At 29.8% G+C, this 23,801-nt stretch carries 18 protein-coding genes; 10 read left to right on the top strand and 8 right to left on the bottom strand.

Annotated features, from left to right (window positions below; all coding sequences use genetic code 11):
• Positions 1 to 47: 47 nt before the first annotated feature.
• Together R3342_RS09435 and R3342_RS09430 are read right to left on the bottom strand one after the other, a co-directional pair.
• Positions 48 to 2,114 carry a DUF5689 domain-containing protein gene (locus R3342_RS09435; protein ID WP_318939787.1) on the bottom strand — a complete coding sequence of 689 codons (2,067 nt, stop codon included), beginning with the start codon at positions 2,112 to 2,114 and terminating at the stop codon, positions 48 to 50.
• A gap of 10 nt (positions 2,115 to 2,124) precedes the next feature.
• Complete coding sequence (locus tag R3342_RS09430; RefSeq protein WP_318939786.1) at positions 2,125 to 4,863, bottom strand: TonB-dependent receptor; 2,739 nt, start codon at positions 4,861 to 4,863, stop codon at positions 2,125 to 2,127.
• Positions 4,864 to 4,974: 111 nt separating this feature from the next.
• On the opposite strand from R3342_RS09430, the gene R3342_RS09425 reads away from it, so the two are divergent.
• Positions 4,975 to 6,030, top strand: a complete 1,056-nt coding sequence (locus R3342_RS09425; RefSeq protein ID WP_318939785.1) for an endonuclease/exonuclease/phosphatase family protein — start codon at positions 4,975 to 4,977, stop codon at positions 6,028 to 6,030.
• On the opposite strand, the gene recJ is transcribed toward R3342_RS09425, so the two are convergent.
• Together recJ and R3342_RS09415 are read right to left on the bottom strand one after the other, a co-directional pair.
• Positions 6,027 to 7,724: a single-stranded-DNA-specific exonuclease RecJ gene (gene recJ, locus R3342_RS09420; RefSeq protein WP_318939784.1), complete on the bottom strand. Its 1,698-nt coding sequence runs from the start codon at positions 7,722 to 7,724 to the stop codon at positions 6,027 to 6,029. The genes R3342_RS09425 and recJ overlap by 4 nt on opposite strands.
• A 35-nt stretch (positions 7,725 to 7,759) precedes the next feature.
• Entirely contained in the window at positions 7,760 to 8,179 is a 420-nt protein-coding gene (locus R3342_RS09415; protein WP_318939783.1) for an OsmC family protein, read from the bottom strand.
• 174 nt (positions 8,180 to 8,353) lie between these two features.
• Here R3342_RS09415 and R3342_RS09410 point away from each other — a divergent pair, with 174 nt between their 5' ends.
• From R3342_RS09410 to R3342_RS09395, 4 genes are read left to right on the top strand one after another with little or no spacing between them, the layout of a single operon-like run.
• Complete coding sequence (locus tag R3342_RS09410; protein WP_318939782.1) at positions 8,354 to 10,306, top strand: T9SS type B sorting domain-containing protein; 1,953 nt, start codon at positions 8,354 to 8,356, stop codon at positions 10,304 to 10,306.
• Between the two features lie 18 nt (positions 10,307 to 10,324).
• Positions 10,325 to 12,076: a TrkH family potassium uptake protein gene (locus tag R3342_RS09405; protein WP_318939781.1), complete on the top strand. Its 1,752-nt coding sequence runs from the start codon at positions 10,325 to 10,327 to the stop codon at positions 12,074 to 12,076.
• A 10-nt stretch (positions 12,077 to 12,086) separates the two neighbouring features.
• Positions 12,087 to 12,773, top strand: coding sequence for a TrkA family potassium uptake protein (locus tag R3342_RS09400; RefSeq protein ID WP_318939780.1), 687 nt, complete (start codon positions 12,087 to 12,089; stop codon positions 12,771 to 12,773).
• A gap of 39 nt (positions 12,774 to 12,812) precedes the next feature.
• Positions 12,813 to 13,334: a TlpA disulfide reductase family protein gene (locus R3342_RS09395; protein ID WP_318939779.1), complete on the top strand. Its 522-nt coding sequence runs from the start codon at positions 12,813 to 12,815 to the stop codon at positions 13,332 to 13,334.
• 42 nt (positions 13,335 to 13,376) lie between these two features.
• Here the strand turns inward: R3342_RS09395 and R3342_RS09390 are convergent, their stop codons facing one another.
• Entirely contained in the window at positions 13,377 to 16,589 is a 3,213-nt protein-coding gene (locus tag R3342_RS09390; RefSeq protein ID WP_318939778.1) for a VPS10 domain-containing protein, read from the bottom strand.
• A gap of 133 nt (positions 16,590 to 16,722) precedes the next feature.
• On the opposite strand from R3342_RS09390, the gene R3342_RS09385 reads away from it, so the two are divergent.
• Positions 16,723 to 17,958, top strand: coding sequence for a DEAD/DEAH box helicase (locus tag R3342_RS09385; RefSeq protein WP_318939777.1), 1,236 nt, complete (start codon positions 16,723 to 16,725; stop codon positions 17,956 to 17,958).
• A 10-nt stretch (positions 17,959 to 17,968) separates the two neighbouring features.
• On the opposite strand, the gene rlmF is transcribed toward R3342_RS09385, so the two are convergent.
• On the bottom strand, positions 17,969 to 18,886 hold the full coding sequence (rlmF, locus tag R3342_RS09380; RefSeq protein WP_318939776.1) for a 23S rRNA (adenine(1618)-N(6))-methyltransferase RlmF: 918 nt from the start codon (positions 18,884 to 18,886) through the stop codon (positions 17,969 to 17,971).
• Positions 18,887 to 19,004: 118 nt separating this feature from the next.
• Here rlmF and R3342_RS09375 point away from each other — a divergent pair, with 118 nt between their 5' ends.
• The 3 genes from R3342_RS09375 to R3342_RS09365 all read left to right on the top strand — a co-directional run bounded on the left by R3342_RS09375 (position 19,005) and on the right by R3342_RS09365 (position 21,465).
• A complete protein-coding gene (locus tag R3342_RS09375; protein WP_318939775.1) occupies positions 19,005 to 19,598 on the top strand; it encodes a TetR/AcrR family transcriptional regulator in 594 nt (197 codons plus the stop codon).
• Positions 19,599 to 19,660: 62 nt separating this feature from the next.
• Positions 19,661 to 20,293, top strand: coding sequence for a nitroreductase family protein (locus tag R3342_RS09370; protein WP_318939774.1), 633 nt, complete (start codon positions 19,661 to 19,663; stop codon positions 20,291 to 20,293).
• An 11-nt stretch (positions 20,294 to 20,304) separates the two neighbouring features.
• Positions 20,305 to 21,465, top strand: a complete 1,161-nt coding sequence (locus R3342_RS09365; protein WP_318939773.1) for an iron-containing alcohol dehydrogenase — start codon at positions 20,305 to 20,307, stop codon at positions 21,463 to 21,465.
• A gap of 53 nt (positions 21,466 to 21,518) precedes the next feature.
• Here the strand turns inward: R3342_RS09365 and R3342_RS09360 are convergent, their stop codons facing one another.
• Positions 21,519 to 22,517, bottom strand: coding sequence for a YhdH/YhfP family quinone oxidoreductase (locus tag R3342_RS09360; RefSeq protein WP_318939772.1), 999 nt, complete (start codon positions 22,515 to 22,517; stop codon positions 21,519 to 21,521).
• Between the two features lie 132 nt (positions 22,518 to 22,649).
• Between R3342_RS09360 and R3342_RS09355 the strand changes: the two genes are divergently transcribed.
• On the top strand, positions 22,650 to 22,976 hold the full coding sequence (locus R3342_RS09355; protein ID WP_318939771.1) for a helix-turn-helix domain-containing protein: 327 nt from the start codon (positions 22,650 to 22,652) through the stop codon (positions 22,974 to 22,976).
• A 1-nt stretch (position 22,977) separates the two neighbouring features.
• Here the strand turns inward: R3342_RS09355 and rsmI are convergent, their stop codons facing one another.
• Positions 22,978 to 23,658: a 16S rRNA (cytidine(1402)-2'-O)-methyltransferase gene (rsmI, locus tag R3342_RS09350; RefSeq protein ID WP_318939770.1), complete on the bottom strand. Its 681-nt coding sequence runs from the start codon at positions 23,656 to 23,658 to the stop codon at positions 22,978 to 22,980.
• Between the last annotated feature and the right edge of the window lie 143 nt (positions 23,659 to 23,801).

Genomic DNA, 23,801 nt, shown 5'->3' with positions numbered 1-23,801 from the left:
AAATATTATAAAATAAAAAAGGCGGAATAAATATTCCGCTTTTTTATTTATCGAACTCTTGGGTTAAAATCCGTAGGTGCGTTTTGAGGTGTATTTGGATTAGTAATATTTGTATTATTTGCATCTGAATAAATAGTCCATTCACTTGCTGTAAAAACAGGATTTGGCTCATTAACGGTTACGTTTCTAACTGCTCTTCCATCTAAATATTCCCAATTTGTTCCTGTTCCATCTTCTCCAATTACTCCAAAAATATCCTCTACTGCTCCTGTATTATCTATTAATTCATACGAATCATCTCCATTTCCAGAAATGTATGTAGATTCTATATTTGGCGTATCACTAAACATTGCTGCATAACCTGTATTTGCAATAATTATAAAATCTCCAGCTGCAATTATATTTCCTGACAAATCAATTGGAGAGCTTGAAACTGTAGTTGAACCATTTACATATTTATTTAACTTCCATCCTGTTAAATTAATATCTGTAGTTCCTGCATTATACAATTCAACAAAACGAGAGGAAACATCATTATTAGGATCGGCAACTTCCGTAATTAATATTTTTGGAATAATTACTGGGCAAACTTCATATGGATTCGTGAATTGAACATCATCTGTATTTCTAATTTCTAAATTACTTCTTAAAACTCCAGTTATTTTTCCATGGCCTTCTGGAAATTGCTCATTAGCAAAGGTAGCATTACCATTAGTAAACACGCTTAATTTATTAGTTTCTCCACAAGTTTCTAGGGTTCTAACAGCGTCATTTTGTCCTGAATAATAAGTGTATGCTTTGCCTAATTCATTACTCACAAGCTGTACATCATCAACAGTAACTAGCGTATTTTGATAAGTTGGATTAAAAATATCACTTATTAATATAGTAGTGGGAACAATAGTTTCGTTTTCATTAGTATTAAAAACAAAATTTACTTCATCTCCTGCAGTTATTTTAGTAATAGAATTTGTTTTTGGATAGCCAATTGCCAAAGCTCCATTTACAATATCCATATATAATTTATCTAATTTTACAATTACTTTATCTCCAACTTTGTATTGCTGAAAAATTGTATTATTATCTAAAAGTATTTGAATACCTGCAGTTGGATTTTCAATGTTATCTTGAATAATTAAAGTATCTTCAAAATTACCATTTTCATCACTTGAAATTACATATCCTTCAGTAACATAATTATTATCAACTCCAAATTCAACGGTACTACCTTGGTATAAATTATTAACTTCTGATAAGGTAATAGTTGGTGTTAATGTTGCTGTATAATTACATCTTGCATCTGTTAGTTGTACATCATCCGTATCCCTCAAATACAATTGATAATCCTCATAATAGTTACTAAAAATAGCAACCACACTTCCTTTTCCTTCTGGAATTAATTGATTTTTAAAATTAGAGAAACCGCTATTTCTAACTATTACTTCTCCTTGAAGATTACAATTAGTATCCAAACTTTGTAATACTCTGTTTACAGTTTCTGTATTGTCTGGATTTGCATAGCTTTGCCCAACTTCATCTTCTCTAAACTGCACATTATCTAGTTCAACTAGCATTTCTAACATACTATCGTTTAAATCGGAAATTGCTACTTTTTTAGGGATAATAGTTGCTACTTCACAAGAACGAAAAATATGTTTACTTACTTCAAAAGCCGAAATTCTACCTAACTCTGTTCCTACAGCTTGTCCTATTTGAATACTTCCAAAACTGTAACCAACAGCCAAACCGTTTAATTTTACATAAATTTTACGCCCAACATTATATTTGGTGTACAAATCCGATTCGTCAATAGAAATTTTTATAGCCGCAGTAGGATTTTCAGGTTTATCTTGAATAGATATGGATTTGTAAATGTTTCCTGATTTATCACTAGAAACTACATAACCTTCAATAATTACATCAGTATCAATAACTGTAGCACCACCAAAAGTATACATATCTTTTACTTGTGGTATGGTAGTGTTTGCAGTTAAACTTGGTTCATTACATTCCACTGTTGGAGTTGAAAAATTATCATCTTTAACACAGCCTAAAAACAAACTGAATAGCATTAAAAATAATAGGAATTTATAAGGTTTGTTGTTAATATTCATAGCTTTTATTTTAAAATCTTAAGTACACATTTAAATAGTAGGATGTTTTGTTTCCATACCAGTATTTTGGTCCAAAAATGGGTTTAGCTAATTGTTTATCTTGTTTTAATTGAGGATAATTAGCGTTACGTGATTGTTCAAATCCACCTGTTTTAAAAACTTCACCCAACACATTATTTACACCCATAAAAAAACCTACATAATTATTTTTAATTCTCCATGATTTTCCTCCAACTAAATTCACTAAAAATGCATCGTTAAATTTTTCTTGTTTTAATAAAGCATTCACTTGATCTTGAGTAACAGCAACACCTGTCTTATCATCTATAAAAGGTACGCCATCAACATCTGTATAAAAGTTATTGGTTCTTAATAATGGTGAAATATCTAAATAGTTATTTGCCATATAATTTGCATTGACTTGAAACCACCAGAATGCTGGATCACGATATTCAAACCCTAAAGAATAAGCCCTTTGAGGAGTTCCAGAAACACGATAATTTTTTAAATAAGCAGTTCCAAAATCACTATTTTCATTAGTAAAACTTTCCGATTGAATATACAAATGAGGGTTATTATCATATGTAAACTGACCTAAAGAACCTGCAGCAATTAATTTAATAGTTGAAGTAACTTGATATTCTGCGCTCAACTCTAAACCTATATTTTTTTTAGATACTCCCGTAATAATTTCATTTACAAAATCCGCTTGATCGCCTCGTAATCCTTCCGCAAAAAAGAATGAAGTTTCAATAGCGTCACTGAATTTAGTGTAAAAACCTGTTAATCTAGCTTGAATTCCTGGAGCTCTAAAAATATAACTAACATCTCCAGAAACTATTTTTTCGCTAGTTAAATTCGGAGTAATATCGTTATTAACTCTAGAATTTGAAAAAGTAGTTCTAATAGTTGGGGCATTAGATAATAATCCTGTATTTATATTAACCAAATTTCTTCCATTAATTTTATAAGTAAAACCTCCTTTTACACTAAAATCTGAAAAAGATTGTTTTTCGCTTTTTCCAAAAGAATTGGTAGCATAAGTTCCGTTTTTATACAATCCATCACGCTGATAATTAGTATTTTTAAAACTTAAAGATGCAAAATAATCTACCTTTCTTTTAGTAACTTGTATTTGTGCAAAAGCACTTGCAACCGATGCATTTATAGTATAATTATACTGAAATTTATCATTGGTAAATACAATTCTATTTGGATTATTTAAATCGTTTTGTTGAGCTTCACCTTCTGCATATTGATCTATATCTTCAAAACCAGTTCCTCCTAATAAATCTAACATTTTGGCATAATTAGATGAATTTAAATTTTTATAAGAAATTCTTCCGTTAAAAATGCTGTTTTTAGAAATTGAAGATGTAATATTTGACTGGAATGAAAATTGTTTATCATCTACTCGGTCATCGTATAAATAATAGCTAGAATTTCCTGTATTTGTATTTACTTGGTACAAATTACTCCAGTTAATTTGCCCATCATTTAAAAAATTTTGTTCTGCTAAATATGCATTTGCGTAATCTAAATTATCTTGATATTGTAAATAGCTGCTTGGTAAATATCTCCAATATGTAGGATCTGGATTTGGCGCATTAAAATATCCTAAACGGCTATTCCCAATATGTCCAAATTGATATCCTAAAGTGGTGGTTATTTTAGTTTTATCCGTTTGATAATAATGAGTTAACATTATAATTGGCTCCACTATTTCTTTAATTCTTGAATTTCGTTTATCTCCTTCTTGATATCCCCAATAAGCATTGTATTTATAACCTTTTAAATTATATACTTCTTGTGTGTTTGGGGAAGATTTTCCTCTTCTGTTTGAACTTAAAATAGCTGTTATATTTAAACTATGGTGTTTATTGAATTTTTTTTCAGCAGCTATAAAAGCAGAATAAGCATTATACGATGTTCCATTTAAATAGCCTTCATCTGCAATTCGCCTAGAAGCGGAAACCACCATAGCCCATTTTTTATTGCTTAAACCTGTTGCGTAGGTTGCCATTGCTCTGCCTGTGTAGCTTTTATTTGTTGAGGCAAATGACACTTTTCCTCCTTCTCGATATTCGGAAGCTCTTGTTGTAAAATTTGTAGTTCCTAAAATATTTCCAAAGGCATTATCAGATGCTGCTAATCCATTGGTAAATTCTTGATTTCTAAACACATCATTTAAACCTCCCCAGTCACTCCATTGTGGTCTTCCATCGTATAATTTATTCATTTCTAATCCGTTTATTAAAATAGATCCATAACTAGAATCATATCCTCTAACTTTAAACCAAGCTTGGCTAAAATTAAAGGCTGCTGCTTTTAAATAAGCGTCTTTTGAAGATTGGAATAATCCAGAAATATAATCGGAATTTCTATTTCCGTCATCTGTTAAGGAAATTAAATTAGCATTTTGGTCATCTAAAACCATTGGCTCTAAATAAATTGTTCCCAGATTAATTGTTTGGTTATCTATAATTTCAACTGGTATTTTTTGAATTTGATATCCGCTTAAATTAACTTCAACAATAATATTTCCTGTTGAAACATTTTTCAATTTAAAACTACCATTTGCATCAGAAATAGTTTGAATAATTGTGTTTTGTACACTAATATTTACGCCTTCTAAAGCCTTTTCAGAGTTTCTTTCAAAAATAGTTCCTTCAATTATCGTGTTTGTTTGTGCAGATATTTTAACAAACACAAAAATGCACAGCAAAGCTGTGGCAAGTACTTTTTTCATTAGCAATTATTTTAATCAAATAAACAACATTTAATTGAAAACAAAAAGTGTTATCTTAAATTATTTTAGCTCATCTTTTGTTGTTAAATTTGTATTGTTAAATAAATTTCCATGAAAAAAACTATAGTAATACTTATAACATTTTTAATTTTTTTGCAAGCTAATTTTGCACAAAAAAAATATCAAATTCGGACAATTGCATTTTATAATTTGGAAAATTTATTTGATACCATAAATGATCCAACTAAAAACGATGAAGCAAGTCCTATAATGGAAATTAAAGAAAATAGAACTGCTATTTATGCTAAAAAAGTTAACAACATGGCTAAAGTTCTTTCTGAAATTGGCACTAAAGAAAATTCTGCTAGCCCTGTAATAATTGGTATAGCTGAAGTTGAAAACCAACAAGTTATTGAAGATTTATTAAAAACTCCTTATTTAAAAAACAAAAATTATGGTATCATTCATTTTGATTCTCCCGATTTAAGAGGAATTGATGTAGCCATGTTGTATCAAAAAAGTCATTTCACTCCAACAGATCAAGAAACTTTTGAGCTTAAACTTTGGGAAGCTGATGGAAAACGAATTTATACGAGAGATCAATTATTAGTTACAGGTTATTTAGATGGAGAATTGATACATTTTATTGTAAATCATTGGCCATCAAGAAGAGGTGGAGAGAAAAAAAGTAGTGTTAAACGAGAAAAAGCAGCATATTTAAATACTCAAATTATTGCAAAAGTCAGAAAAACGGATCCAAATGCTAAAATTATAATTATGGGTGATTTAAATGATGATCCAACCAATAAAAGTTTAAAAACCGTTTTAAAAACCAAAGCAAAAAAGAAAAATGTACACAAAGGAGATATATACAACCCAATGGAAGATTTATTTAGAAGAGGAAATAATACTTTGGTTTACCGAGATAATTTAAATTTATTTGATCAAATTATGTTTACTTCTCCACTACTAAATTCTAAAAACAACTCTAGTGACAGTGGTTTTAAGTTTTACAAAGCTGGAGTTTTTAAACCTCAATATTTAACTACACAAACCGGGAAATACAAAGGTTATCCTTATAGAAGTTGGGGTTATGGCTATTTTACAGGTGGTTACAGTGATCATTATCCATCTTATATTTACTTGATAAGAGATTACAAAAATTAATCTTTTTGAATATCTTTTAAAACAAATTGCAAACTTGTATAACCATTCCAATGGTTTTCATCAATACAAAAAGCGATTTTAAAAGTATTTTTTTGTTGAATTAATGGTAATTTATTCCCTAAGTTAAATCCAATAGCGTTATAGGTTTTTTGATTAACTCCTTCAATGATATTTAATTTCAAATGTGTTTTATCTTCGCCAACTACTTTGCCAAAACCATTATCACGAAGCCCAGTTGCCATAAAAACTGGTTTCATATTTTGAGGACCAAATGGAGCCAGTTGTTTTATAATTCGATAAAATTTTGGAGTGATTTCCGATAAACTAATTTCAGTATCAATACTTATTTCAGGTGTGCGTGATTCTTCGGAAATTGTATTTTTTACAACTTCTTCAAACTTAGCTTTAAAATCAGCATAATTTTCTTCTTTTAAAGTTAATCCTGCCGCATATTTATGTCCACCGAATTGTTCTATAAATTCAACGCATTGTTCTAACGCATTGTATACATCAAATCCTTTTACACTTCGTGCAGATGCAGCTAATTCATCACCGCTTTTAGTAAAAACCAATGTTGGGCGATAAAACGTTTCAATTAATCGTGAAGCAACAATACCAATAACGCCTTTATGCCAATTTTCATCATAAACAACAGAGGTGTAATTGTTTTCTTCTTTATTAGTTTCTATCTGCTGCAATGCTTCAATAGTAATAGATTTATCTAGCTGTTTCCTATCGATATTATATTGTTCTATTGATCCGGCAAAATCAACTGCAGTTTCAAAATCTAGTTCCGTTAAAAGTTCCACTGCATAGTTACCATGTTTAATTCTTCCAGCTGCATTAATTCTAGGAGCAATTATAAAAACCAAATCTGTTATAGTTAGTTCCTTTTTTTTAACTTGATGAATCATGGCTTTTATGCCATTTCTTGGACTTTGGTTTATTACTTGTAATCCAAAATAAGCTAAAATTCTGTTTTCACCAGTAATAGGAACAATATCTGCACCAATTGCAATTGCAACTAAATCCAAATATTCCACTAAATCATTTATAGTTTGATTTTGATTACTTGCCAAAGCTTGAATTAATTTGAAGCCAATACCACAACCACATAGCTCTTTATACGGATATTCACAATCTGTACGTTTAGGATCTAAAACAGCTACTGCTTTTGGAATTTCATTTCCAGGTCTATGATGATCACAAATAATAAAATCAATTCCTTTTTTGGTTGCGTAAGCTACTTTATCCAAAGCTTTAATTCCGCAATCTAGAGCTATAATTAGGGTAAAATCATTGTCTTCGGCAAAATCAATTCCTTTAAATGAAATGCCATAACCTTCCTTATATCTATCTGGAATATACGTTGCTACATTAGAATATAAGGTTTTTAAATACGAAGAAACTAAAGAAACAGAAGTTGTGCCATCCACATCATAATCGCCATAAATTAGAATATTTTCCCCATTATTTATAGCTCGTTCTATTCGTTGTACTGCTAAATCCATATCTTTCATAGCAAATGGATTATGCAAATTAGCTAAGTTTGGACGAAAAAAATCTTTAGCTTCATCGTAAGTTTCAATCCCACGTTGAACTAATAAATTTGCTAACGTAGTATTAACTTGTAAAGCCTTACTTAATTTATTAACTGTTTGAGGATTTGAAACTGGTTTTAATTTCCATTGCATAGCATTGCTTTTTCCTCAAAAGTAAGTAAATTATTTTATTGATTTATATAAACTATTTCGTGAGAAATATCAGAAAATTGACGGAACATTTCAAAAACGCCGCAATATCTTTCTACAGATAAATTTACAGATTTTTCAATTTTGTCCTTTTTAAAATCACTTCCAAAAAACTGATAAGTAACATGCACTTTATCATAATATTTTGGGTGCTCATCCGTCAAATTAGCTTCCACTAAAACTTTAAATCCATCAACTTCAGCTCTCATTTTTTTTAGTAAAGACGTAACATCCATAGCTGTACAACCAGCTAAAGAAGTAAGCATCATTTTCTTTGGACGCAACCCTTTTCCTTGTCCACCAACAGCTTCATCTGCATCAATTAATACACTTCCTTCATCCGTAACCGACTCAAAAAGCATTTGACCTTTCCAACTAACTTCTATTTTATTTGTCATATTTAATTTTTATTTTAAAGAGGTAAATTTAAAAGAATTATCATTCATATATAGTAACAAACTTTACAATTTTAAAATAAAAATTACACATCAAAAAAAAGAAAATAATAAAAAAATATAAGTAATTTAATTGTTTTGTACTTTTGAAGAGTTTTTAGAGGATTTCCTATTACCATGAAATATAGCCTATTACTTGTTTCTTTTTTTAATTTTTTATTATTTGCAATATATAGTTATTCTCAAACAACTACTTCCCCAACTATCACAGCAACAGGTAATCAAAATTATTGTCCACTTTCTGATACTAATATAGTTACAGATTTTGATATTACGCCTGGTAGCGAACAAATAAACACTGTTTATATTCAAATCTCAGAAAATTATAGCAATGGAGAGGACACTTTACTTTTAACAAACGTAGCTTCACATCCTAATATTTCTGCTTCTTGGAGTTCTTCTGAAGGAAAATTAAAATTGGAAGTCATAAATTCTACAACCACAACTTATAATGATTTAATAGCTGCTGTTAAAGATGTTATTTTCAACAGTACTAACGCAACTATTTCAGGAGAAAAGCAATTTTCTTTCACTTTAGATGAATCTAATTATTTACCTTCAACTGGTCATTATTATGAATATGTTTCTGATATTGGAATTACATGGACAAGTGCTAAAGCAGCTGCAGCATCTAAAACACACTATGGTTTGAAAGGTTATTTAGCCACAATTACTTCTGCAGATGAAGCTCAACTTACAGGAAAGCAAACTACTGGAACTGGTTGGATTGGTGGAAGTGATGCTGAAAATGAAGGAACATGGAAATGGATGACTGGTCCTGAAGCTGGAAAAACTTTTTGGTTTGGTGCTAGTAATGGATCTACAACTGGTACCGATATTCCTTTTGCTAATTGGAATACTGGAGAACCTAATAATTTAGGAGATGAAGATTATGCCCATATTACTGCTCCAAATGTTGGAATAATAGGTTCTTGGAATGATTTAAAAAATACTGGAGATTCTGGTGGAGATTACCAACCCAAAGGATATATTGTTGAATATGGTGGAATGCCTGGAGACCCAACTTTAAACATTTCGGCAAGTACAAAAATTACAGTCTCATCTATTATATCAACAACAGATGCTGAAAATTGTGGTGCGGGTTCAGTAACATTAAAAGCTTCAGCTTCAGAAGGCGATGTTATTTGGTTTGACTCTCCAACAAATGCATCTTCAATTTTTATGGGAACTAGTTTTAACACACCTGTTTTAACAGCTACTACAACATATTATGTGTTAGCATCAGTAAATGGATGTACAGAAGGTGAGCGTAAACCAATTGTTGCAACTATACATAATATTCCTACCATAACTTCAACAACAAATGATACCATTTGTGATGCAGGTATTGCAACTTTAAAAGCAACTGCTTCTGAAGGAATAATATCTTGGTATAATTCACTTACTAGCACTGAATCTATTTCAACGGGAAGCATATTTGAAACGCCTTTTATTTCTGAAAGTACAACTTATTATGTAGATGCTTTATCAAATGGATGTTCTTCTCCAAATAGAACACCTGTAAAAGCAACTGTACAATACACTAAAACTCCAATAAATTTAAATCTTTCCTTAAATGATTTTGAAATTATAGATAATTCAAATAATAATTCTATCACTATAAAAAATATAAGTAATTTTGGAAATGGAAATTACACGTTTTCTATAGATAACATTGAAGGTCCTTATCAAGAATATAACACTTTTGAAAATTTATTACCCGGTTTTCACACGATTTATATACTTGATAATACTATGTGTGGATATGATCAAATAGAAATTCCTATTTTAGGTTTTCCAAAACATTTTACACCAAATAATGATGGTGTTAATGATACTTGGCAACTTCAAGGTTTCTCAACTGATTTTTATCCTGTGTCTAAAATATTTATTTTTAATAGATTTGGGAAATTATTGAAAGAACTAGATCCATCTGATAATAAAGGTTGGGACGGAATTTTTAATGGAAAAAGATTACCTTCTTCAGATTATTGGTTTACCGTAAAGTTAACCAATTCTATAGGAGTAATAAAAAATTATAGTGGACATTTTAGTTTATTAAGGCAATAACTATCAACAAAAAAACAAATGCTGAAATTAAAACAAGTACTACGAAAATTTAATAAAATACCTTTTTTGTTGAGTTTTATAGCTGTAATTGGTATAATCATGGATTATGGCGTGCTTCAATCTGAAAATTTTCAACAAAATTTATTTTGGCTTTATCTAATAACTATTAGCATTGGAATTTTAGCAAATATTTTCCGTTTTTTTAAACAAAAATATATTCAAAAAATAGAAGCCTTACTTTTTGATATAGTTTTTTCAATTATTCTTTTAGTACTGTTATTTCACCATTTAAACCTTTTTGATATCGATTTTTTAAATGACAGAATTTGGCTACAATTTGGAACTTTTATTGTGTTTATTCGTGAAATATCTTTAATTGATTTTAACTTATTAAAAGAGAAACTTAATCCTGCACAACTATTTGTACTTAGCTTTTTTATGATAATTATGATTGGTGCTATTTTACTGATGCTCCCAAAATCTACTCATAACGGAATTACATTTGTAAATGCTTTATTTACCTCAACAAGTGCGGTTTGTGTAACAGGTTTAGTTGTTGTAGATACTGGAACTTATTTTACACACTTTGGGCAAATAGTTTTAATATTTTTAATGCAATTAGGTGGTTTAGGAATAATGACTTTTGCTAGCTTTTTTAGCTACTTTTTTAAAGGAGTTTCTTCTTATAAAAATCAGCTAATGTTAAGCGATATGACAAATTCTGAGAAAATTGCTGAAGTATTTAGTGTTATAAAAAAAATTATAGTGATTACATTTTCAATTGAAGCAATTGGCGCTATTTTAATTTTTAGAAGTTTAAGTACTACCTTAATTCCAAATTTAAACGATCGTATCTTTTTTTCAATTTTTCATGCCGTTTCAGGATTTTGTAATGCTGGATTTTCAACATTAAGCAATAATTTATACGAAGTTGGATATCGATTTAATTATCCACTACATATTGTAATAGCTTTTCTAATTATTTTAGGAGGAATAGGTTTCCCTATTATTTTCAACTTCTTTAAATATCTGCACCATTTAGTTAAAAATAGAATTAAAATTTTTGAAGATAAACAAAGTGCAATTCATATGCCTTGGGTAATAAACATTAACACCAAATTGGTTGTTATTACAACAGCTCTTTTAATAGTTTTTGGCTCATTGTTTTTCTATATATTAGAATATAATCATTCTTTAGCTAATCAAAGTGTTTTTGGTAAAATTGTAGGAGCCTTTTTTGGAGCAGTAACTCCAAGAACAGCAGGATTTAACACAATAAATATGGCATCATTACAAGCGCCAACTATTTTACTAATTATATTTTTAATGTGGGTAGGTGCTTCGCCTGCTTCAACTGGTGGCGGTATAAAAACTAGTACTTTTGCTATTGCAACTTTAAATATTTTTAGCATAGCCAAACGTAAAAATAAAACTGAAATTTTTCATAGAGAAATAGCTGAAATCTCTATAAAAAGAGCTTTTTCTGTAATTTCATTATCTTTAATTGTAATTGGATTTGCTGTTTTTTTTATAACTATTTTTGATGGAGATAAAGATATGATGTCCATTGTTTTTGAATGCTTTTCAGCATTTAGTACAGTAGGATTAAGCTTAGGTATTACTAGTACACTTTCTGATACTAGTAAAATTATATTAGTAATAACCATGTTTATTGGTAGAGTTGGTATGTTAACCTTACTAATTTCTTTTTTAAAGAAAATAGCACACACAAAATACTCGCATCCAACGGAAGAAATTTTAATAAACTAATTTCAAAAAAATGAAATATATAATAATTGGACTTGGAAATTTTGGAACATCTTTAGCAGAAAGACTTACTAGAACGGGTAACGAAGTTATAGGTGTGGATAACAAAATGACTAAGGTAGAAGCCTTAAAAGAAAATATTACACACACAGTCTGCTTAGATTGTACCGATCCACAAGCCGTAACGTATTTACCATTAAAAGATACCGATGTAGTTATTATTTGTATTGGTGAAAATGAAGGAGTTAATATTATGGCAACTGCACTAATGAAACGATTAAATGTTAAACGATTAATTGGTAGAGCTGTTTCGCCTTTACACGAAGGTGTATTGGAAGCAATGGGCATTGAAGAGTTTGTGCATCCTGAAGATGAAACTGCTGAAAGATGGGCGAAAAAATTAAACCTTAAAGGTGTTATTGATTCCTTTGAAGTAGAAGGAAATTATAGTATTATTGAAGCAACTGTTCCTAAAAAATACGAAGGAAAAACTTTATTAGAACTCGATTTTGGTAAAAATTTCAACGTAGTTGTTTTAACTACAATTACCATAACAAAACAAAAAAACTTAGTAGGAATATCTCGAAAAGTTAGAAAAGCACAAGGTGTAGCAACCTCTAAAACGGTTTTAAATGCAGGAGATATTATTGTGCTTTATGGAGATGTTAAAAACATAGAAAAATTGTTAAAAGAAGATTAACTTTATCCAATAAATTTAAAACTTTAAATAAATCATTTTATGAAAAAACTACTAATACTACTTTTTTTTACTTTATCAACTTTTTTACATGCTCAAGAAAATTCTACAAGAGGGTATAAAGTTAAAGTTGGAGAACAAGCTCCTAAATTAGAATTTTCTTTAATGGATGGCACCAAAATAACCAATGAATCCTTAAAAGGAAAAGTTGCGATATTACAATTTACAGCTTCGTGGTGTAGCGTTTGTAGAAAAGAAATGCCTCATTTAGAAAAAGAAGTTTGGCAACGTTTTAAAAATGATGATTTTATTTTAATTGGAATGGATTTAAAAGAAAATTCAGAAAAAGTAAATCGTTTTATTAGCCAAATGAAAGTCAGCTATCCTTTTGCAATAGACACTGACGGAAGTCTTTTTGATAAGTTTACCCTGCCAAATTCTGGAGTCACCCGTAATATTGTTATAGATAAAAATGGAAAAATAATTTTTCTTTCACGTTTATATGAGAAAAAAGAATTCAACGAAATGATTAAAACCATAGCTCTTGAATTAAAGAAAAGTTAATATAAATATAAAAGGCAACCAATTGGTTGCCTTTTTTGTTAGCTAATCTTCATAAGACCTTCTATTAGGTTGGTTATTAAACAAAACCCCACCTACTTCTTCAAACTCTTTTTCTAATGCCGGAAGTTTTACTTCAAATAATTTATTTAAAGTTACTTCTTCATTTTTAAAATCCTTTTCCGCAAGTTTAAACTGTTCTTTTTGAGTACCTGTAATATCAACTTGTGCAGAACTTGTTGTATATAAAGCAAATCTTATTCTACTTAAAACACTGTTTTTAGCACCTAATCCACCAATAATTACTTTTGAAATTTTATCAATTTCTTTTTGTAAATCATCCATTTTATTAACTAATACATTTGCTTCAACTGGTGTTTTTGCAAGTGTTTTTCTGATGCTTTCAATTCTAGTATTCATATCTTTAATTTTACCTCTAGCTGAAGCTACTTTTGCATTTAAACCTACAACATCCTTTTGAAAATTAAAATTAGTTACATAATTTGGTGTTCCAAGTGCATTTGGAAGTGAAATTACTTTAAAAGGTTTTCCTTCAATAATTCGTGTAAAATTCCCATCAATTTTTTTATCTATTGCCAATTTATAATTTCCTGGAGGAACTTTAGCTCCACTACGAGTTAAATATGATAAATTCCAACTAATACTATTATATCCACTTTTAAGAGGTGAGTTTAGTTTTCTCATAATATTACCAGAAGCATCATAAATTGTAAAGACCAATAAAGGTTTAGATTCTTTACTTTCTGCTAATAATTCTTCTTCTGTAGGATAAATAAATTTACCCAATATTTCAGCTGCTTTTTGAGCTTTAACTCTTTTTTGTTTTAAAGTTTCGTGCCCAGTTTTAATGTAATATTCAAATTTAGCAGAAGGATTTGGGTTTGGTGTTCTAAAATGAACATCGCCTTGATAATTTAAATTACTAGAAGGAAAATATAAAAGTGCATCTTTAATATCAAAAACATGAGCTTCTTTATTATTTATTTCTTCGCTTAATTCTCGTAATGCAGAATAGTTATCTAACACATAAAATCCACGACCAAAAGTTGCTATCACCAAATCATTTTCACGTTTTTGAATCGTTAAATCTTTAACTTGAATTGGCGGAATTCCATTTTTTAACTGAACCCATTTTTTGCCACCATCTATAGTTGTCCAAACTCCCCATTCAGTTCCAATAAACAAAATATTAGGATTTTTAAAATCTTCTTGAATAGCATACACTGTCCCTTTTGGTAAATTTGAAGCTATTGAAGTCCAAGTTTTACCTTTATCAGTACTTTTTATTAAATATGGTGTAAAATCACTATTGTTTTTTCTTCCATCAAAACATGCGTAAACTGTGCTTTCATCGTGTTGAGATGGTAAAATATAATTTACAAAAGTCATTTCTGGAACTCCAGTAAATTTATCATATTTAGTCCAGTTTTCACCATCATTTTCTGTTACCCAAATTAATCCATCATCCGTACCCACATATAGCATTCCTTGTTTTAAAGGTGATTCAGCTAATGCGAAAATATTTCCGAATTTAGAGGTTGATAAATTTTTTGCTACGGCTTCAGGTCCCCACATTTTGCCCATCATTGGTAAACTATTCTGATCTATTTGTCTTGTTAAATCACCACTTATTTTTTTCCAGGTTCCACCCATATCCGTACTTTTAAACACATAATTACCTGCTATATAAAGAGTTTTTGAATTATATGAACTTAATAAATATGGCGTATTCCAATTCCAACGATATTCTTCTTCAATTGTAGGTTGAGGTTGTATAAAAACACTATTCCCTGTGGATTCATCATGTCTTTTAATACCACAATATTGTGATTCATGATATGAAATATTTGGATTATTTGGATCGGGAATAGATAAGTAACCATCTCCCCCAATAGTGTAAGTCCAATCGGCATTAACTAAAAAACGTCTATGTGTTTTAGATGGTCCAAACCAAGAGCCATTATCTTGTGCTCCTCCGTACATATTATAAAAAGGATAATCATTATCCACTCTAACATGATAATATTGTGTTATTGGAAGATTACTCATAAACTGCCAAGTTTTTGCGCCATCATAAGTTTCATATAATCCACCGTCGCACCCAACTAAATAGTGATTTGTATCATTTGGATTAATCCAAATTGCATGATTATCAACATGCTTATTATTACCTTCAATATTTTCCCATGTTTTTCCTCCGTCTTTTGAACGACCTGCACGCGTATCCATCAAAAATACTACATTAGGATTTACAGGATCTGCATATAGTTCATTATAATATTGCGGGCTTGTAGTTCCTTTATCACTTCTTTTTTCCCAACTTTCTCCTAAATCACTTGACCTGTAAAATCCACTTTTATTTTCAGGTAATTCAATTACTGCATATATAATATCAGGATTCGCAGGAGATAGTGCAAGTCCAATTCTACCAACATCTCCCTTTGGTAAACCTTTGGTGAGTTTTGTCCAATTTTTTCCTGCATCAACTGATTTATAAATTGCAGATTCTGGACCTCCATTAATTTTAGAATATACCCTTCTTTCTCTTTGATGTGAAGCTGCATATAAAATGTCAGGGTTTCTAGGATCCATTTCCATATCTGATACTCCAGTATAAGCACCAATTTCAAGAACTCGCTTCCAAGATTTTCCTCCGTCTGTAGTTTTATAAAGCCCTCGTTCTCCTCCTGGTCCCCAAGCTTGTCCTTGTGAAGCAACATAAACAACGTTGCTGTTTCTAGGGTCAATCATTATTTTACCAATTTGCGAACTTGTTTTTAAGCCCATATTAGTAAACGTTTTTCCACCATCTGTAGTTTTATAAACTCCATTTCCGTAAGCTAAATTACGTTGGCTATTATTTTCTCCTGTACCAACCCAAACAACATTTGAATTATTTGGGTCCATAGCTAAACAACCTATGGAGTATACGGATTGTTTATCAAAAATTGGTTTAAAGGTTGTTCCATGATTGGTTGTTTTCCATAAACCTCCTGAAGCTACTCCAACATAATATTCAGAGTTATTATTAGGATTTACTGCTAAATCAGAAATGCGACCAGAATAAGCTGCTGGTCCTACACTCCTAAAACTTAACATTTTCAACATGTTATCTGTTAGCTCATACTTTTTAGAGTCTTTCAATTTATTTTTTTTTCGTTGTGCAAAAGTTTGTGTTGATGATATTAGAAATACTACTGAAAGAATTAAAACAATCACCCAATTGCTGTTTTTCATTTTATGCATGACGCTATTATTTTTAATGATTAAAGCTTTATAAAAATAAGTAAAATTAATTACACTAATGTTACAAATAAAGAGCTTGTAAATATGTGTATCTTTGCAAAAATTTTTGTTCTAAACAACTTTTATGCAATTTAAAGACCTTCACTTAAATAAACCTATTTTAAAAGCTATTTCGGAAAGCAAGTACGAACTAGCAACTCCTGTACAAGAAAAAACAATTCCATTTGTATTAGATAAAAAAGATTTAATTGCTACAGCTCAAACAGGAACTGGTAAAACAGCTGCTTTTGCTTTACCCATTTTACAACTGTTATTTGATAAGCAAGACTCTGGAAAAAAAGTAAAAAAAATAAAGGCTCTTGTTATAAGCCCTACGCGTGAATTGGCTATTCAAATTGAAGAAAGTTTTAAAACTTATGGAAAATATACGAATTTAAAAAGTACTGTTTTATTTGGTGGAACTTCTATTGAGCCGCAAAAAGAAATATTAAAAAAAGGAGTTGATATTTTAATTGCCACACCTGGAAGATTACTTGATTTACACAAACAAGATTGTGTAAACCTTGATTATATTGAAACTTTAGTGTTAGATGAAGCAGATTTAATGTTAGATATGGGCTTTATAAATGATGTTAAAAAAATTGAACGTTTATGTAAAAAAGAAAAGCAAGTGCTTTTATTTTCTGCAACCATGCCTTCAAAAGTTGTGGAACTAGCAAATACTATTTTAAAAAATCCTGTTACTGTTGATGTAACTCCAAAATCTTCTGCTGCTGAAAGTGTCAATCAATCCTTGTATTACGTTCCAAAAACTAAAAAAATGGAATTATGCTTATACCTGCTAAGAAACAATGTAAAAGGTGATATCCTTATTTTTAGACGTACTAAATTTGGAGTTAAAAAATTAGAAAAAATGCTTCGTAAAAATGGATACAAAGCAGATAGTATTCACGGAGACAAAACACAAAGTGCTAGAGAAGAGGCTTTAAATAAATTTAAGAACAAACAAGTAAGCATTTTAATTGCTACGGATGTTGCTTCGCGTGGAATTGATATTGATAATTTAGATGCTGTTATTAATTTTGATATTCCAAATGTTCCTGAAACCTATGTTCATAGAATTGGAAGAACTGGACGAGCTGGAAATGAAGGAAATTCTTATTCTTTTTGTGCTGCGGATGAAAAAACCTATATCCTAACTATTGAAAAATTAATTGGAAAATCCATTCCTGTTGAAACTGAACATCCTTTTTTGCTTGACCCAAATGCAAAACCAGAAGTTTATATAAAACGAGGAAGTAATACTAAAAAAGGGCGAAAATCTGCTGCTTCTAAAAAAAATAAAAAACGTTGGTATTAATTATAAAACGTTAATTCCATTCTTTCTGTTCTTTTTCATTTAAAAAAGTCCAAGCAACAATACGTGTAATTTTATTTCCTTGCTGCATTGGAATTGTTTTAATCTCTGTTGCGCCAAGTTTTTCCAAAGAATCATACATTCCTTTTACGTTTTCCTTTTTTGAAATTAAACTAGTAAACCAAAAACACTGTTTTTTAAACATGGAACTTTCATATAAATAAGTATGAACAAATGCTTTTTCACCTCCTTTATACCATAATTCTTGCTGTTTTCCACTAAAATTTCTTAAAGATGCTTTATCAATAATTTTCAGTCCTTTTCGTTTTCTTTCATTAGCTAACATAGCTTCTTCTTCTGACTTATAAAACGGCGGATTACACATGGTTGCTGTGTATTTATCCGATTTATTTATAATTCCTTTAAAAATATTTTCTGAATCTAGTTGCTGTTTTAGTTCAATAAATTGCGTTAATTTATTCTTTTTTAAAATTTTACCAGCACTTTTTAAGGAATTTTCATCGGTGTCTGTTCCAACAAATTTCCAATCATAAATGGCATTTCCAAGAATTGGATAAATACAACTTGCTCCTGTTCCAATATCTAAAATTTTAACCTTATTAGTTAATCCAGAAAATTTCAATAAATCATTTAAATGATGAATATAATCAGCTCTACCAGGAATAGCTGGACATAAATTTGATTCAGGAAAATCCCAAAAAGAAAGCTTATAATATGTAAACAACAAAGCTGTATTCATTGATTTTACAGCTTTTGCATTTGAAAAATCAATGGTTTCTGTTCCAAATTTATTAATAAATACAAATTCTTTTAACGCTGGATAAACTCTAATTAACGCCTTAAAATTATAACCATTTCGGTGTATATTTTTAGGATGAAGTTTATCTTTTAATTGATTTTTAATTGCCATAATTATGTAAAGTGTAAAAGTACTATTTTCTAATTTTAATAAAAATTTAATATTTTACAAAATGAATGTTCATTCATTTTGTAAAATTATATTGTATATTTGCATCAAAATAAAGTTTATGGCTATTCGACAAAAATGTGATAAAAAAAGAACTTCTTTATTAAATGCTACGCTGCATTTAGTAAATAACAATGGATTTCATGATACACCTATGTCGAAAATAGCAAAAATGGCTGAAGTTTCTCCTGCAACTATTTATATCTATTTTGAAAACAAACAAGATTTAATAAACCAGTTGTATTTAGAAGTTAAAGCAGCATTTAGCAAACATGCATTTTTAAATTTTAATGAAAATTTACCTGTAAAAAAAGGATTTAAAAACATTTGGTATCAAATTGCTGATTTTAAATTAACATACATAGAAGAAGCCAATTTTTTATCGCAATGCGACAACACTCCTATGGTGGATGAAGCTAGTAGATTAGAAGGATTAAAACATTTACAACCATTATTATCTTTATGGGAAAGAGGACAAAAAGAAGGAAGTATTAAAAACGTTTCTCCATATATTTTGTACGCTTTTACCATTTATCCTTTGGCTTTTTTAACACAAACCAAACATAAAAAAGAATGTAAGTTTAATAAAATTAAGCTTGATAATGCATTTCAAATTGCTTGGGACAGTATAAAAGTTTACAACAAAAAAGAATAAACATTCATTTTATAAAAATTAAATTAAAGAATACTTAATAACTAAAAATAGAAATTAAAATTATGGAATTATTAGATAAATTAAACTGGAGGTACGCTGCAAAAGCAATGAATAAAAAAGAAGTACCTCAAGAAAAAGTGGATAGAATTATTGAGGCAGCACGATTGGCTCCAACATCAAGTGGTTTACAACCTTTTGAAATTTTGGTGATAAAAAATCCTCAAATAAAGGAAGAAATTAAGGCTATTGCTTGGAATCAATCGGTTATTACAGATTGTTCTCACTTATTAGTTTTTGCAGCTTGGGACACATATACCGAAGACAGAATTAATAAAATGTTCGACTTAACTAATGAAATTCGTGGATTTAAAAATGAAGGATGGGAAAATTACCGTCAAAAATTACTTGGCCTTTATCCAAAACAAGATCCTGAAATAAACTTTAATCATGCAGCAAAACAAGCCTATATTGCTTTTAGTGCTTCTATTATTGCGGCAGCATATGAAGAAGTTGACGCTACGCCAATTGAAGGATTTGATCCTGCAGCTTTAGATGAAATATTAAATCTTAGAGAAAAAGGATTAAGAAGTGCTGTTATGCTTCCTTTAGGTTATAGAGATACTGAAAAAGATTGGTTAGTTAATTTAAAAAAAGTGAGAAAAAGCTCTGAAGATTTAGTAACAATAATTGAATAAAAACACCTATTATGAATAATTTTGAATATAAAAATCCGACAAAGATTTTATTTGGTAAAAATCAAATAGAAAATCTTACTAATGAAATTCCAAAAAATGCAAAAATTTTAATGCTTTATGGAGGAGGTAGTATTAAAAAAAATGGAATTTATGAACAAGTTAAAAAAGCCATTTCAAATTTCGAAGTTATTGAATTTGGAGGCATTCCAGCAAATCCTGAATATGCAGTTTTAATGGATGCTTTAAAAGTTATTAAAGAAGAAAATATTACTTTTTTACTAGCTGTAGGTGGAGGCTCTGTTATTGACGGAACAAAATTTTTATCCGCTGCTGCTTTATTTGAAGGTGAAACTCCTTGGGATATTTTATCTAAAAACATTCGTTCTTTAAAAGGGTTACCATTTGGAACCGTATTAACATTACCTGCTACTGGTTCTGAAATGAACTCTGGAGCCGTTATAACACGTGCAGAAACAAAAGAAAAATTGGCTATGGGAGGACCTGGATTATTCCCAGTATTTTCAGTTTTAGATCCTGAAGTGGTAAAATCAATTCCACAACGCCAAATTGCTAACGGGTTGGCAGATGCTTTTACTCATGTTTTAGAACAATATATGACCTATCCTGTAAATGCAAAATTACAAGATCGATTTGCTGAAAGCATTTTACAAACTTTAATTGAAGTTGCCCCTGCTATTTTAAAAGATACTTCAGATTATAATGCTGCGGCAAACTTTATGTGGAGTTGTACTATGGCTTTAAATGGATTAATTCAACAAGGAGTTCCTTCAGATTGGGCAATTCATATGATTGGTCATGAATTAACCGCATTGTATGGAATTGATCATGCTCGAACTTTAGCTATTATAGCCAGAAGTCATTACACCTTAAATTTTGAAGATAAAAAGGAAAAATTAGCGCAATATGCAGAACGAGTTTGGAATGTTACTGAAGGAACTAAAGAAGAAAAAGCAAAAGCTGGAATTGAAAAAACAACAGCATTTTTCCAATCTTTAGGAATTAAAACTAACTTATCTGATTATACTGAAAGTTATGAAGGAACTGCACAACAAATTTCAAAACGTTTTGAAGAGCGTGGATGGAAAGGTTTAGGAGAACACGGAAAAGTAACCCCTAGCGACGTTGAAAAAATTGTAGAAATGAGTTATTAAATTAAAAAAGAATAAAAAAGCCGAAAAAAATTCTTCGGCTTTTTTATTCTTTTTTAAATCAACTTTAAAACGGTTCTTCCTTTTAATTTTCCTGCTAACATTAAACTTAATTTTTCATTTAATTCATCTAAAGAAATAGTAGTCGCATTTGCTTCTAAATTATTTAATTTCCAAGCATCGGCTAATTTATTCCAAACCTGCTCCCTATATTGCATTGGATAATTTTGAGAATCAATTCCTATTAACGAAATTCCTCTTAAAATAAATGGAAAAACAGTTAACTCTAATTTTATTGAAGCTGCATTTCCACAAGCAGTAACAACACCTAACGGATTTGTAGATTTTATAATATTTTCTAAAATTACACCTCCAACAGTATCAATCCCTCCTGCAAATAATGGCTTTAATAACGGTCTATTTTGAAGTGCTTCAAAATCTTTACGTAAAATAACTTCATCAGCGCCTAAATCTAATAAATATTGTTTTTCAGTTTCTTTTCCTGTAATTGCGGCAACTTTATAACCTAATTTATTTAAGATCATTATAGTTACTGATCCTACGCCTCCGGTAGCTCCCGAAACAACAATTGTTCCGTCTGCTGGCTTTACCGTTTCAACCAATCTTAAAACTGACATACCTGCTGTTAAACCGGCTGTTCCAATAATCATAGCTTCTTTCATTGAAAGACCTTCTGGTAGTTTTACTACCCAATTTTCAGGAACTTTTGCATATTCGGCAAAACCTCCATCGGTATTCATCCCCAAATCATAGCTAGTTACAATAATAGATTCATCAATATTAAATTTATCAGAAGTAGTTGAAACTATGGTTCCAACTGCATCAATTCCTGGTGTATGTGGATAATTTCTAGTAACACCTTTGTTTCCACTCGCTGATAAAGCATCTTTATAGTTTAATGAACTATAGTGAACTTTAACTAAAATTTCGCCTTGCTCTAATTCCATAAAAGGCATTTCTTTAATTGCAGAACTAAATTTTCCATTTTCTTCTTCAACTCTAAAAGCCTTGAAACTCAATTTATCATTCATCATTTTAACTTTCTTTTTGTTAATTTAGCTACAAATTTCGACTAATAAAACAATGTATACAAGAGCTTACAAATCATTCACTTACGAACATTTTGTGCTGTTTTGTATAAATTAAAGGTTTAATACGTAAAAAAAATGAAAAAAAGTTATTGTCCAATAGATACTTTTATAAATGTGTTTAAAGGAAAACGCAAAAGCACTATTATTTTACACCTTTCGCAAGGAAATAAAAGGTACAACGAACTGGTGAAGTTGATACCCGATATTAGTGAACGTATGATGACCAAACAATTGAAAGAATTGGAAGCAGATAATTTAATAAACAGAAAAATATTTCCTGAAGTTCCTCCAAGAGTTGAATATAGCTTAACCGATTTAGGTAAAGAAATTCATCCTTTTTTAAAAGGAATGTTTAAAGGCGGAATTATTTTTGAAAAAATGATTGATACAGAAAAGAAATAATTTATTTTGAATTCTTTCCTCCAACTATAATTACAAATTCTCCTTTTGGAACTTTTGCTGTAAAATATTCAATCAATTCCTTAACTGTTCCTCGTTTAGTTTCTTCGTATAATTTGGTTAATTCTCTAGAAACTGAAATTAAGTGATCTTCCCCAAAATATGCTGCAAAATTGGTAAGTGTTTTTAATAATTTATGTGGCGATTCGTAAAAAATCATGGTTCTAGTTTCTTCTGCTAAAAATTTTAATCGTGTTTGTCTTCCTTTTTTTACAGGTAAAAATCCTTCAAACACAAATTTATCGTTAGGTAAACCACTATTTACCAATGCAGGAACAAAAGCTGTTGCTCCAGGCAAACACTCAATTTCTACATCATTTTCAACACAAGCTCTGCTTAATAAAAAACCGGGGTCCGAAATAGCAGGAGTTCCAGCATCAGTAATTAAAGCAACCGATTCGCCATTTTTTATTCGTTGCACAATAGTTGTAACCATTTTATGCTCATTATGCATATGATGGCTTTGCATATGTGTAGCTATTTCAAAATGCTTCAATAATTTACCGCTTGTACGAGTATCTTCCGCTAAAATTAAATCCACTTCTTTTAAAACCCTAATGGCTCTAAGCGTAATATCTTCTAAATTTCCAATAGGTGTAGGCACTAAATATAATTTTGCATCCAAGGTTTTAAATTTTAATTCTCCAAAGTTACAAAGATTTTTCGCCAATTAAATTGATACAAACACATATTTAATTTACTATATTTAAGATATTTATGTGTAATTTTGAGTTTTATTTAAGGTCATAAAGGTTCATTTTCAAAAAA

The organism is Lutibacter sp., from assembly GCF_033723435.1.
Taxonomy (GTDB): Bacteria; Bacteroidota; Bacteroidia; order Flavobacteriales; family Flavobacteriaceae; genus Lutibacter.
Note: the sequence above shows the minus strand (reverse complement) of the source record. Positions and strands in the feature narration are given on the sequence as shown.

Coding starts and splice junctions, on each gene's coding strand:
- R3342_RS09435 (WP_318939787.1), bottom strand. CDS start 2,114: ATGAATATTAACAACAAACCTTATAAATTCCTATTATTTTTAATGCTA.
- R3342_RS09430 (WP_318939786.1), bottom strand. CDS start 4,863: ATGAAAAAAGTACTTGCCACAGCTTTGCTGTGCATTTTTGTGTTTGTT.
- R3342_RS09425 (WP_318939785.1), top strand. CDS start 4,975: ATGAAAAAAACTATAGTAATACTTATAACATTTTTAATTTTTTTGCAA.
- recJ (WP_318939784.1), bottom strand. CDS start 7,724: ATGCAATGGAAATTAAAACCAGTTTCAAATCCTCAAACAGTTAATAAA.
- R3342_RS09415 (WP_318939783.1), bottom strand. CDS start 8,179: ATGACAAATAAAATAGAAGTTAGTTGGAAAGGTCAAATGCTTTTTGAG.
- R3342_RS09410 (WP_318939782.1), top strand. CDS start 8,354: ATGAAATATAGCCTATTACTTGTTTCTTTTTTTAATTTTTTATTATTT.
- R3342_RS09405 (WP_318939781.1), top strand. CDS start 10,325: ATGCTGAAATTAAAACAAGTACTACGAAAATTTAATAAAATACCTTTT.
- R3342_RS09400 (WP_318939780.1), top strand. CDS start 12,087: ATGAAATATATAATAATTGGACTTGGAAATTTTGGAACATCTTTAGCA.
- R3342_RS09395 (WP_318939779.1), top strand. CDS start 12,813: ATGAAAAAACTACTAATACTACTTTTTTTTACTTTATCAACTTTTTTA.
- R3342_RS09390 (WP_318939778.1), bottom strand. CDS start 16,589: ATGAAAAACAGCAATTGGGTGATTGTTTTAATTCTTTCAGTAGTATTT.
- R3342_RS09385 (WP_318939777.1), top strand. CDS start 16,723: ATGCAATTTAAAGACCTTCACTTAAATAAACCTATTTTAAAAGCTATT.
- rlmF (WP_318939776.1), bottom strand. CDS start 18,886: ATGGCAATTAAAAATCAATTAAAAGATAAACTTCATCCTAAAAATATA.
- R3342_RS09375 (WP_318939775.1), top strand. CDS start 19,005: ATGGCTATTCGACAAAAATGTGATAAAAAAAGAACTTCTTTATTAAAT.
- R3342_RS09370 (WP_318939774.1), top strand. CDS start 19,661: ATGGAATTATTAGATAAATTAAACTGGAGGTACGCTGCAAAAGCAATG.
- R3342_RS09365 (WP_318939773.1), top strand. CDS start 20,305: ATGAATAATTTTGAATATAAAAATCCGACAAAGATTTTATTTGGTAAA.
- R3342_RS09360 (WP_318939772.1), bottom strand. CDS start 22,517: ATGATGAATGATAAATTGAGTTTCAAGGCTTTTAGAGTTGAAGAAGAA.
- R3342_RS09355 (WP_318939771.1), top strand. CDS start 22,650: ATGAAAAAAAGTTATTGTCCAATAGATACTTTTATAAATGTGTTTAAA.